This window comes from Legionella santicrucis, assembly GCF_001468135.1.
GTDB lineage: Bacteria > Pseudomonadota > Gammaproteobacteria > Legionellales > Legionellaceae > Legionella > Legionella santicrucis.
On sequence record NZ_LNYU01000008.1, the window covers coordinates 24,391 to 36,209 of the forward strand.

Sequence of the window (11,819 nt, forward strand, 5' to 3'; positions counted from 1 at the left end):
TTGTGCTATGATTCTACTATATTTATTGCTTTTATGATGCAAAAACTCTTAACTTTGTTCCTGATTTTTATCTTCTAGAGGAACAATAGCAATATCGTCACTGATTAATTGTTTTTTCCATGGTAAATCTCTATAGGTTTGTCCTTTGCCTAGTGATAAAATTGGATATTTGATGACATCAAAAAATGGAGAAAGATCAAAATCACTAGGTGTATAAAGACGAGGATTTCTATGTATTAATGCATAGCCTGTTTTATCTTTTGTAATCAAAGGTAGAATGGGATAATTCACTGATTGAAATACATCGGCGATCATTGAAGAACAAATGTCTTCTGTGGGTTGTAACATATTATGCTGGAATAACGAAGAACGCCATCTGCGTGGAAAAATACTCCAAGGAAATATAAAACGTGCAAGATCAAAAAGATGCCGTAAGCTGTAATTTTTTCCAATTTTATGAATCGCTGAAGCAATAACTTTTTCTCGATCTTCTGGTAACAAAAAAGAAGGTCTTAAAATCCTTATGTGGTCATTTTTGTATTCATCGACACAGGATATTCGAGTTCCTTCTCCGAGTATACTTTCAATGATTAACTGGTCTGAAGATAGATTTTTTATATGTTTTCGTACCAACTCATGCAAATCTGGAATAGTGATGTCATCGAGGCGGCCAATATATAAAGCTGCATGGGTCCAAGTGCTTTCAGAAATGAGGCGAATGATATTACCAATGCGGGTGTGACTTTCGACTAGAAGAACATCGCCAGGTTTGATCTCTTGGGTCATTTGCGCAAAATTATATAAATAAGTTCTTTTTGCCACACGATCTTCTTTTGATAAAAAGCGATAGAATTTTAATAGGATTTTATTTATAAATGTATTTTTATTAGGTGCGCTCATTATTATTATCCATAACTTCCTATGCATTTATCCGTGAAAACCCAAGGTTTGTCGTTAATAGTGTTGTAGTAATTATGATAAATTTTTATCAGGGTATTCGCAAAGATCTTGAATAATACACGATTTACAATGTGGTTTTCGTGCGGTACATACATAACGCCCATGTAATACAAGCCAATGGTGTGCGTCTTTTAAAAATTCAGGTGCTGTATTTTTTATTAAGTTTTTTTCTACCTCCAAAGGAGTCTTTCCCTTGGCAAGGCCTGTTCGATTCGCTACCCGAAAGATATGTGTATCCACCGCTACTGTAGATTGTCCAAACGCAGTATTGAGCACAACATTAGCTGTTTTGCGCCCTACACCAGGTAATGCCTCTAATGCTTCACGTCGATCAGGCACTTTCCCATGGTAATTTTTGATCAGTAATTCGCATGTTTTTATGATATTTTGGGCTTTGCTGTTATATAAGCCTATAGACTTTATATATTCCTTAAGTTTTTCTAATCCTAAATCAAGAATGTCCTGAGGAGTATTTGCTACTGGGAATAATTTAGCTGTTGCTTTATTTACCCCAATATCAGTTGCTTGGGCTGAAAGAATAACAGCGATTAATAATTCAAAAGATGAATGATAAACCAATTCCGTTACTGGGTGTGGGTTTTGCGCTTGGAAGCGTTGGAAAATTTCGCGGCGTTTTTGTTTATTCATGAGTTTTTTTAGCGTTCACACGTGCCAAAGCAAGTTGGATATAATCTTGTTTGGCTTTCATCTCTTGTGCCTTATCAGCGGTTTGCATCGCTAATTGACGTTTTTCTCTATAAGCTTGTTGCTTTTCATGGTCTTCGCGTAATAAACGGGTTTGTTTGGCGTGAAAACGGCTCCGTGCTAAATCTTTATCATATTCTGCAGCAGGTAACTCCACCATTTCAATACAATCTACAGGACAAGGGGCAACGCACAAGCCACAGCCCGTACATTCATGTGTTATCACGGCATGCATTAATTTGCCACTACCAATTATTGCATCTACAGGGCATGCTTTGATGCATTTAGTACAACCTATGCACTCAGCTTCGCGAATGACAGCAATGGATGCAGGGCGAGCATTTGCTCTTGCTTCATCCAGATAAGGAGTAGGATCGATATGGAGCAAAGTACCTAACGCTGCAGTTGTAGCAACGCCACCTGGTGGACATTTATTGATCGAAGTTGTGCCCTGGATAAGTGCTTCAGCATAGGGCAAGCAACCCGAATAACCACATTCGCCACATTGCGTTTGTGGTAAAAGAGCATCTATTTCTTTAACGGAGGCCATGATGCACCTGTTTTGATTGTTCCAGCATGGTTTGAATTTTTTCTTTTTCAACGCGAACCATTAACGGTTGGAACACATTGATTCGATGATTCAATAAAGGAGTATTGATTGCATCCCAAGTTAAGGGCATACAATTTAAAAAGGTTTCTGCCGCATGACTCATGAACGGCAATACTGGTTTTAAGTAAGTGATTAAAACGCGAAATAAATTAATCCCCATAGTACAAATATTTTGTACTTCGGAGAGATGTTCTTCTTCTTTTGCCAATACCCAAGGCTTGTTGGTATCAATGTATTGATTGACTTTATCGGCACAGTCCATAATGTGACGAATAGCACGTGCATAATCACGAGAAATAAATGAGTCAATGATTTCGCTACGTACTTCGAGGAGTTCTGCATATAATTGGGGTTCGCTCAAGTGGTTGCTTAAAGTATTGGCAAATCGTTTATTGATAAATCCTGCACATCGACTTGCTATATTAACTACTTTACCCACAAGATCGGCATTAATTCTACTGGTGAAATCATCAAAATTTAAATCCAGATCATCGACACGACCATTGAGTTTGGCAGCAAAGTAATAGCGTAGATATTCAGGGTGTAAATATTCAAGATAAGTACGAGCTTCAAGAAAAGTCCCTCGTGATTTAGACATTTTTTGTCCATCAACCGTTAGGAACCCATGTGTGTAAACCGCAGTAGGTGTGCGATGACCGCTAGCAACAAGCAGAGCAGGCCAAAATAAAGCATGGAAGTAGACGATGTCTTTACCTACAAAATGATACAATTCTGTAGTAGAATCTTTATCCCAAAATTCTGCGAATGAAACTCCATGCTCATCACAGTATTTTTTAAAGCTTGCCATATAGCCTATGGGCGCGTCTAACCAAACGTAAAAGTATTTATCAGTAGTTCCTGGTATAGGAAAGCCAAAATAAGGCGCATCACGAGAAATATCCCATTGTTTTAATCCTGCCGCAAACCATTCGTCTAATTTATTGGCAACCTCTGTTTGCAAATGACCGCCTCGAGTCCATTCTTTTAAAAGATTTTCATAACGTGGTAAATCAAAGAAATAATGTTCTGAATCTTTTTCGATAGGTTTAGCCCCGGAAATTGCAGAGACAGCATCAATGAGATCTGTTGGTGAGTAGGTAGCACCACAGACTTCACAGTTATCTCCATATTGATCTTGGGCACCGCACTTGGGACAAGTTCCTTTGACGTAGCGATCCGGTAAGAACATTTCTTTTACTGGATCATAAGCTTGATGAATGGTTCTTTTAATGATTGATCCATTTGTTTGAAGTTTTTCATAAATTGCTGCAGCTAAAGCCTGATTTTCTGGCGAATGTGTGGTGTGATAACAGTCATAATCTATGGCAAAAGCTTTGAAGTCACGTTCATGGCTAAGCTTTATTTCAGCAGTTAATGCTTCTGGGCTAATTCCCATTTGTTCTGCTTTCAACATAATTGGGGTGCCGTGCGCATCATCACCACAAATACTGATGCATTCAATCCCAGACATTTTATGAGTACGAACCCAAATATCAGTTTGAATGTGCTCCACTAAATGACCCAGATGTAAATGTCCATTTGCATAAGGTAAAGCGCTGGTAACCAGCATTTTGCGTTGTTTCATCAATATAAAGCACCTACTTGTATGACAGATGGTTGATTATAACGCAAAAGGAAAGCAAATGCTTTAGCAAGAGAAGTAGAATTATAAACAGGCTTTAATGAGAGAAGGACAAAAATAAAAAACGCGGCTTAAGCCGCGTTTTTTATAACCTATTATTTACATGATTAGCAAGATAGACGAAGCTCTTCTCCTTGATCTTTCGTCTCAACAACTGGTTTTTGACTTGGGAACAGTTGTGTAAATTGTGGTTCACTTGGGCTCTCTGTAGCAACAGTATTTGTAGTTTTAGGAGCTTGTGAATTTAAGAAAGAGAGGCTTGGGTTAGTATCAGGAATTTCATCATGGCTATGGCTATGTGAACTTTCTTCACTTAAAGATTCTTCATTACTAGCAAGCAATTTTTCTGTTTTGCTAGGACGCTTAAAGTAACTAGCAATTGCAGAAAAACTGTTTACTACAGATGCAGTTAAGTAAGTACCAACAGAAGCAGCGGCAGCAGCTAATCCAGCAGCAAATCCAATTTGCAGAGCAGTGTTAGCACCAACGATGCCTGCAATAGAAAAACCATAAACTGTGAAAGTAGCAACAGCAGTTAAAGCAGCAGGCCACAAGAATAATGTCAGGCCAACACCAGCAGCAGCAGCTAAAGACAGCCATGCAGCAACAGAAATTGCTTTTTTATGTGCGGCGATGAAATTAGCAGTAGATTGAGCAACATATTTAACGCCGTCAAGAAGAAGACCTAAAAGACCACGATTTGTCTTGGTTTCACCGTCTTTATCTTTTTGAGAAGAACCTAAGGTTAAATTAACCATCCCGCTAAAAACATCAGCTGGTAAATAAGCAATCGTCTGCATAAATTTTTTCATGTTTTACTCCAAGGTTATAAATCAGGACGGATGATAGCAATGAATTTGCTACATGTGAATCAAAAATGCTCAATTTGTTGTAACAAAAGTGTAAAATAATTTGACTTTAAGTAACTTATTGGTTAATTGTTTTTCAGGTTTGTTATTATTTATCCTAAAAGAACCGTTTTTAAATAAAACCTAATTTATCTGTTTTTTAATACCCATTTTGGTTTCAATGGTAGCAAGGCGGTTTTCTACAATTTTGTAAATTGCTCAATGGTGTTGACGTTCAATAAAAAACTAAAGCGATCTTATTCAGGATGACGATATAAAGTGGGGTCGTCAATTCCTGCGCCAATAAATCCGCGTTGTCTAAAGGTGCAACTATCACATTGGCCACATGCTTCACCGGCATCGTTAGCCTGATAGCAAGAAACAGTCAGGCTATAATCCACGCCTAAGCTTATTCCAAGTTGGATGGTTTGCACTTTGCTTAAATATTGTAGAGGAGCATGAATCGTGAACGAATCTCCTGTTACTCCTGCTTTAGTAGCTAAGTTTGCTAAAGTTTGAAAGGCGCTAATAAATTCGGGACGACAATCGGGATAATGAGAATAATCCACGGAGCTTGCTCCGATAAAAATATCTCTAGCACCTATAGATTCTGCAAAACCCAAGGCCATGGCTAGAAAAATAGTATTGCGTGCAGGAACATAAGTCACTGGAATCTCTGTGTCTTCCTTAAAGGCAGGAACATTCAAGTTGGTGTCAGTCAAAGCAGAATTACGAAATAATTCAGTATCTAAGGTGACGATATGATGTTCTGCAACCTTATAATGCTTTGCGATACGTTGTGCTGCAAATAATTCAGCGGAATGTCTTTGTCCATAGGAAAAGCTTATCGCATAACAGGAAAAACCTTTTGATGCAGCTAAAGCGAGGCAGGTTGTCGAATCGAGTCCACCTGAGAGTAAAATGACAGCTTTTTTCATCGAAGTCTCCATAAATGACTTATTTTTTAACCTAAATGGAATTTGTTAGCCATGTCTGCTGTAAAGATAAGCGCTTTTTTTAGGTTAAAAATACTGTTAGAATGCGCCAATTATGCCATAACATGGAACTTTATGACGACTACTCTTTATCCCGTTATTCTTGCAGGAGGTTCTGGGACTCGTTTATGGCCTTTGTCGCGAAAAAATTATCCCAAACAGTTTCTTGCCCTAAACGGGGAGTTTTCTCTTCTGCAACAAACTGTGAAAAGAGCACAAAGTCTTGTGAGTTCACATACCATTATTGTAAGTAATGACGCACATTACTTCCTTTGTCAGGAGCAACTCAATTCTTTTGCTCAGTCAATAACTTATCTATTGGAGCCGTGTGCGCGCAATACGGCACCGGCGATTGCAAGTGCAGCTCATTATTTATCACAAATTGCTGGTTCTGATGCTGTGATGCTAGTTTTACCCTCCGATCATTGGATTGCTGACGATTTGGCATGGCAAGAAGCGATGAATATTGGTGCGCAATTTGCCGAAGAACAACAAGCTTTAGTGACCTTTGGTATCCAACCGGATAGTCCTAAAACTGGATATGGCTACATAGAGGCAGGGGTATCGCTTGGTGAGAAAATACATCAGGTTTTAAGTTTTAGAGAGAAGCCTTCAACGGATACGGCAAAAGAATTTATTGCGAGCGCTAATTATTTTTGGAATAGTGGTATTTTTGTGTGTCGCGCCGGCGTATATCTGGAGGAGTTAGCAGAACACCAACCAGACATTCATTACTTTAGTCGACAAGCAGTTTTAAATGCCCAGCATCATCATGACTTCTTACGTCTTGATTTGGAAGAATTTTCACGATGTGAAGCAGAGTCAATTGATTATGCCATTATGGAAAAGACAAATAAAGCAGTCGTTATTCCTGTTGCAATGCAATGGAGTGATTTGGGATGCTGGTCTGCAGTTGCAGATGCAAATACACCCAATGAAGATGGGAATACAATAACTGGAAAAGTGGTTGCTCAAAAAAGCAAAAATTGTTTTATCCATAGTACAGATATCTTAGTGACAACAGTAGGAGTAGAAGACAAAATTATTGTTGCCACTCAAGATGCGGTTTTGGTTGCTGACAAGCAGTATTCGCAACAAGTTAAGGATTTGGTTACTTCTTTAAGCAAAGATCATCATCAATTAATCCAAGATCACCAACGAGTATCGCGACCCTGGGGGTATTATGAAGTTTTAGCCGAAGGCGCATCTTTTAAAGTAAAACGGCTCATGGTGAAGCCTGGTGCACGACTGTCACTGCAAATGCACCAGCATCGAGCGGAGCATTGGGTTGTCGTTTCAGGAAAAGCGGAAGTCATTAATGACTCACAGACCATTTATTTATCAGTAAATCAATCTACTTATATTGCACAAAACACCCTGCATCGTCTAAGTAATCCTAGTCATGAACCTCTTTATGTAATAGAAGTCCAAAGTGGTGCTTATTTAGGAGAGGATGACATTAAACGATTTGATGATATTTACGCACGTGATCTTTTGTAATTCTTGATTTAGAAATTTTAAGTCTTTAGGTTTTTATATTTTCGGAACTTTGTGCCCTGTATCAAGGGCCGAAATCTCCGCGTCACTTATTTAACTAGATTATGCAAATTTTAGTTTCAATACTGTAAATCAATCAATGCTCACCTTGTTTTTAAAATTAGTGCTATGTTATAAAAAAGAACACATTAATTTTTACTGTGATAACTGAATTAGTCGCTAAAGATTCATAAACACAGAGGTAACATTATGGCAACCAGCAGCGGAATTCTTCACTCTTTTCTTAACGATAAATTAAATAAAAACAAGAAAGTTGCTGACTTGCACTTTAAAGATTTCCTTAAGCTTCGCAAAGAGCTTCTTGAGTATAATAGAGCTGAGTGCGGTCTCATTGAGGTTGATTTTGATCCCAGCAACAAATTTACCGAGGTTACCCCCTTACTCTACAATAAAAATATGGTGATTGCATACCAAGATAAACTGTATTATGCGGATGTAAAAAATCAAAAAGTTATTGCGCTTGAAAAAACCAAAAGTAATAGAGATGACTATGAGCAATTAAAAAGAAAATGCACTTCATCTTATAAAAGAGCAAAAGGTCATACATTAGACTTAGTGAGATCAGTTACTGGTCGTTCTTTTAATGCACATCGTAGTGCTGATTTTCTTCCTTCTTTAAATTTTTATTTGGGGGTATTAGGCGATACGGATAAAGTAATGTTTGCCTATATGAGCGACGAGCAAAAAGAGCAATTACGATTCGATCTAAAAATGACATTGTTGCTTTTACTTGCGCAGCAACAACATGAAATAGACTATCAAAAAACCGAAAATCGAAAAGCATATACCCAGCATATTAAACGATGTGTCGAGTTTCTTCTCGAACTTGATCCTGAATATCAAAATTTCATTATCAAATCTCCGGAACAAACCGAGCTCAGCAAGGATCAGCCACTAAAATACTTAGGATGGGTTGTTGGTCACGAGCTTGGTCAAAAAATAGTAGATTGGACTGATACTAAAACCGAAAAAGGCGCGACCAAAACGATTAAAGAATACATGGGTTCTTTAAACGAAAAGAGATTGAATTGGGTATGGGAATCTACCTTTTTAAAAACGGTAATTGATTTAGTTCCTAAAGATCATCCTAATGCAGGCCAGGCTGCCCAAGCAATCAGATATCCAGACCCTTATACAGGTACTTTGAGTTGGGCTTTATACTATGCGCGTTTTGCACTAAATCTTTCTTTATTGTTAAAACATACAATTAAAGGTCCTTGGATGAGCGAAGAAGAGGCAAAAATGCCTTGGTATGAGCGTTTTCAGACGCAATGGGACCAAAGAAAATTTAGTTTGTTAAATGACTCGCTCTGGGGAACAGCAAATTTGGTTTGCTTTTTTTGGTTAACTGGAAAGAGTATTTTAGGAACTTGGGGCGATGCAATCACCGTTGCTTTATTGATTTTTGACATCAGTATCGCTATTTGGGATTTTGAGGAGCAAAAAACGAAATACAATAAAGCCATGCTGCAATATTCTGAAGATATTGCCAGAATAGAAAAGAGACTCAAGGTTCTTAAAGGCAATCAACAACAAGAGGGTAAACAAGAGCGAGCTACTGAAGAACGGCAATTAGAGATGCAGTTGCATGCTTTAAGGAGAGAACAAGCAAAGTGTTCAAGAGAATGGCAAATGAACAAACTCTCATTAATTAGCAGCATTGCTTATGCCGTGGGTTTGATGCTGGCTTTTGTCGTTTTAACGATGCCATTCTTGCCCGTTGCCGCACCTGTTGCCGCTACATTAGCGCTTGTTGGTGCAGTTGTTTGTCTTGCCTTTACTATGATTTACAATGCGGTAAAGGGTGGTATCGAACTGTATGCAACTCATCAAACAAGAAAAGAGATTAAAGAGGAATATGATCTTAAGGTGAGTATTTTAAAAAGGGATGGTCATAAGCTCACTGAAAAGGAAAGAAAACTTCTTTTCTTGGAAATTAAGAAGCTCAAAGCAGAAACAGAATATCAGAAACAAATGATGATTTATCAATCAGTAAATTTAATACGTGGTATTGCACTTGATATTTTCATTCCCGCGGTTGTATTTATAAGTTTAGTATGCATGCCTTTAGGGTTTGGGATACTCACTATTGGCGCTGCCTTGGGCTTTGCTCTGGGTTCTCGTGCTCTAGTTGATTCATTATTTAAACCTGAGGAAAAAAAGGCATTGGAGTTCGACCAACAAGAATATACGAAATTTTATACTTCGCTTCATGAGGTTGAAACGAAAAAGCCACATGGTTTCTTTAAGAAAACATCCGTAGAACAAATGAAAAAACCATTGCTCGACGAAAAGGATTTTGATTCTTCAATGGATTCAGAAGAGGGGCCACTTTATTCAAACTAGATCTTGTAATGAGTATAAAGCGGCGGAGAAAAATTCATCGTGAACAACCCCTGGATTGATTTTTTAATTTGATATTAAATTCAATTAATTAATCTGAAATAAAGAACTAGCATTCATTATCTTCTTCTGTATAATGTCGGCAAAGAAGCTAATTGAAGTGTCTTCATGATAAAGTTTATTGCTTTGTTATTGCTTGTTTTTTCAATTAACGTGCATGCTATTGAACAGCTAGGCGATTCCTGTGATCTGCATGCGGGTTTGTCCGATTCTTATGTTTTAGCATTAAGTTCACAACCTGGTTTCTGCCAAACCTACGGATATGAAGCTGGTAAACCAGAATGTGTGCATTTATCTAAGAACTCCTATCAAGCAAAACACCTTACCCTACATGGATTATGGCCTAATCAAAAAGCGTGTGGTCAAAATTATGGATATTGTGGTGTGGAACAAAAGACGAATCATTGTGCCTACCCCCCATTGGATTTATCTCCCCAGGTTGCTGAACTCTTAAAAAACATAATGCCCAGCTATTATTATGGGAGCTGTTTGGAACGACATGAATGGAATAAACATGGTAGTTGTCAAATCTTATCTGCTGATCAGTATTTTGCTTTGGCTATTCGCTTAGCAAAGGCAGTTGATAATTCTTTATTTGGTCAATATTTAACGCAACATCAAGGGCAAAAAGTTCAATTAACTTATTTACGAGAAATGATTGTTCAGTCTTTTGGTCCAACTAATTCGACAAAGATATATTTAGGGTGTAAAAAAGGTATATTAGTCGATATTTACATTCAATTACCGGCACTTATCTCGGATGATGACTCTTTAGAGTCTTTAATTAATGAGGCTCCTGATTCGCAAATTCATGATACTTGTCCTACCTCTGTAATTCTTTCTAATTTTAATACAGAGTCTTCATATGATGTAAGTTAAGTTATATCAGGTATCTGTTCAGGGGTATGCTTGCCTGTTGGTGCATGAGGCATGAACGTTTACCTAAACCTTGAACATTGTTACAACTTCATCTAATGTAGAGTAATTATGATATAGGGATAAAATCTTATGCAAAAGCGGTGCTATTTATTGACTCTTATTGTTTTTTTATTAACTGCTTGCGCACATCATGCGCCCAAAGCTCCTCCTTTACCTACTGCACCACAAGGCGTTAAAACAAAACAAGTCAGAACAGTGAGTGCTTTTAATCATGTTGATGTTCAAGGACAAATGAATGTTACGGTGCATACAGGGTATAAAAAGCCGCAAATTATTTTAAGCGGTGATACTCGTGATTTGGCTGCTTTAAAAATATTAGTGGCGCAAAACACTCTTTACTTAAGTCTAGGAAAAGGTTATCCATCATATGGACCTGTTTCTGTTGATATTAGAGGCCAATTTCTTAATCGTTTAGCGGTTAAAGATGCCAGCTTTGTTGTAGGTAATCAATTACACACAAGTGTATTAGATGTTTATTTGGTAAATACCGGAACTGTAAGATTAAATGGCTCCATTGGTTTACGTGTGCTGGATATTAAGGGCAAAGGCTTAACCCAAATTGGTGGAATTTCGAGCCAAAACTTACAAATCCATTTGCAGGGTAGCCCCAAAGTACAACTTTCCGGGGTTGCTAATTTAGCAAATTTAACCATGCAAGGTAATGCTTGGTTTAGTCTTTATTGGGTTAAAACAGATACTTTAACCATACGTGCAAAAGATGCTTCAACAATTCAATTAGCTGGTGCAGTAAATAGATTGGATGTTGAGCTTTGGAATAATGCACGATTTAAAGGACGTTATTTACGTGCTCAACGCAGCTTTGTAAAAACACATGGGCGTTCTGTTGCAGAAATTTCTGTAGCGAAACATCAAAGCAATTTTGCTACAGATGCAAGTGATATATATTATTATAATCTACCGACGACTCGAGCTGATTTTATGGTCTTTGATGGTTCGGTATTGGATATGCGGGCATGGAACCAATTCGATTTGAAAGATTTTAATCGGTACAATAAGCAATTTCCCTAAAGGTATCAACAAGCCATTCAATACCTATTTTATATACTGCATGTGTAATAGGTCACCCCTAATAAACTTTAAAGAAGTTTATTAGGAGAACTGATCCTCTTTATATTCTAACCAAAGCTACCGCCAAAAGA

General features: G+C 37.7%; 10 protein-coding genes. 4 read left to right on the forward strand and 6 right to left on the reverse strand.

Translation table 11 applies throughout. From position 1 onward, the window contains the following. Nucleotides 1–48: 48 nt before the first annotated feature. From Lsan_RS01865 to queC, 6 genes are all read right to left on the reverse strand, one after another. Nucleotides 49–900, reverse strand: a complete 852-nt coding sequence (locus tag Lsan_RS01865) for a YiiX/YebB-like N1pC/P60 family cysteine hydrolase (RefSeq protein ID WP_058512846.1) — start codon at nucleotides 898–900, stop codon at nucleotides 49–51. A 72-nt stretch (nucleotides 901–972) separates the two neighbouring features. Next, entirely contained in the window at nucleotides 973–1,608 is a 636-nt protein-coding gene (nth, locus tag Lsan_RS01870) for an endonuclease III (RefSeq protein ID WP_058512847.1), read from the reverse strand. Continuing rightward, the gene (locus Lsan_RS01875) at nucleotides 1,601–2,215 is read right to left on the reverse strand and encodes an RnfABCDGE type electron transport complex subunit B (protein ID WP_058512848.1); all 615 of its coding nucleotides are present in this window, start codon (nucleotides 2,213–2,215) and stop codon (nucleotides 1,601–1,603) included. Before Lsan_RS01875 ends, nth begins: the two co-directional genes overlap by 8 nt. Beyond that, nucleotides 2,202–3,845 (reverse strand): methionine--tRNA ligase, encoded by a 1,644-nt coding sequence (gene metG, locus Lsan_RS01880; RefSeq protein WP_237762010.1) that lies wholly within the window; start codon nucleotides 3,843–3,845, stop codon nucleotides 2,202–2,204. The genes Lsan_RS01875 and metG overlap by 14 nt, the downstream gene beginning before the upstream one ends. Before the next feature lie 179 nt (nucleotides 3,846–4,024). Beyond that, nucleotides 4,025–4,729: a hypothetical protein gene (locus Lsan_RS01885; RefSeq protein ID WP_058512850.1), complete on the reverse strand. Its 705-nt coding sequence runs from the start codon at nucleotides 4,727–4,729 to the stop codon at nucleotides 4,025–4,027. 293 nt (nucleotides 4,730–5,022) lie between these two features. Further along, nucleotides 5,023–5,703 carry a 7-cyano-7-deazaguanine synthase QueC gene (gene queC, locus Lsan_RS01890; RefSeq protein WP_058512851.1) on the reverse strand — a complete coding sequence of 227 codons (681 nt, stop codon included), beginning with the start codon at nucleotides 5,701–5,703 and terminating at the stop codon, nucleotides 5,023–5,025. A gap of 132 nt (nucleotides 5,704–5,835) precedes the next feature. On the opposite strand from queC, the gene Lsan_RS01895 reads away from it, so the two are divergent. The 4 genes from Lsan_RS01895 (at nucleotide 5,836) to Lsan_RS01910 (ending at nucleotide 11,688) form a co-directional block, all read left to right on the forward strand. Next, nucleotides 5,836–7,260 carry a mannose-1-phosphate guanylyltransferase/mannose-6-phosphate isomerase gene (locus tag Lsan_RS01895; RefSeq protein ID WP_058512852.1) on the forward strand — a complete coding sequence of 475 codons (1,425 nt, stop codon included), beginning with the start codon at nucleotides 5,836–5,838 and terminating at the stop codon, nucleotides 7,258–7,260. A 246-nt stretch (nucleotides 7,261–7,506) separates the two neighbouring features. Continuing rightward, nucleotides 7,507–9,663, forward strand: coding sequence for a hypothetical protein (locus tag Lsan_RS01900; protein ID WP_058512853.1), 2,157 nt, complete (start codon nucleotides 7,507–7,509; stop codon nucleotides 9,661–9,663). A 165-nt stretch (nucleotides 9,664–9,828) separates the two neighbouring features. Then, entirely contained in the window at nucleotides 9,829–10,599 is a 771-nt protein-coding gene (locus tag Lsan_RS01905) for a ribonuclease T2 family protein (RefSeq protein WP_058512854.1), read from the forward strand. Nucleotides 10,600–10,728: 129 nt separating this feature from the next. After that, a complete protein-coding gene (locus Lsan_RS01910) occupies nucleotides 10,729–11,688 on the forward strand; it encodes a GIN domain-containing protein (protein WP_058512855.1) in 960 nt (319 codons plus the stop codon). The last annotated feature ends 131 nt before the right edge of the window (nucleotides 11,689–11,819 follow it).

Coding starts and splice junctions, on each gene's coding strand:
- queC (WP_058512851.1), bottom strand. CDS start 5,703: ATGAAAAAAGCTGTCATTTTACTCTCAGGTGGACTCGATTCGACAACC.
- Lsan_RS01875 (WP_058512848.1), bottom strand. CDS start 2,215: ATGGCCTCCGTTAAAGAAATAGATGCTCTTTTACCACAAACGCAATGT.
- Lsan_RS01900 (WP_058512853.1), top strand. CDS start 7,507: ATGGCAACCAGCAGCGGAATTCTTCACTCTTTTCTTAACGATAAATTA.
- Lsan_RS01905 (WP_058512854.1), top strand. CDS start 9,829: ATGATAAAGTTTATTGCTTTGTTATTGCTTGTTTTTTCAATTAACGTG.
- metG (WP_237762010.1), bottom strand. CDS start 3,845: ATGCTGGTTACCAGCGCTTTACCTTATGCAAATGGACATTTACATCTG.
- Lsan_RS01885 (WP_058512850.1), bottom strand. CDS start 4,729: ATGAAAAAATTTATGCAGACGATTGCTTATTTACCAGCTGATGTTTTT.
- Lsan_RS01865 (WP_058512846.1), bottom strand. CDS start 900: ATGAGCGCACCTAATAAAAATACATTTATAAATAAAATCCTATTAAAA.
- Lsan_RS01895 (WP_058512852.1), top strand. CDS start 5,836: ATGACGACTACTCTTTATCCCGTTATTCTTGCAGGAGGTTCTGGGACT.
- Lsan_RS01910 (WP_058512855.1), top strand. CDS start 10,729: ATGCAAAAGCGGTGCTATTTATTGACTCTTATTGTTTTTTTATTAACT.
- nth (WP_058512847.1), bottom strand. CDS start 1,608: ATGAATAAACAAAAACGCCGCGAAATTTTCCAACGCTTCCAAGCGCAA.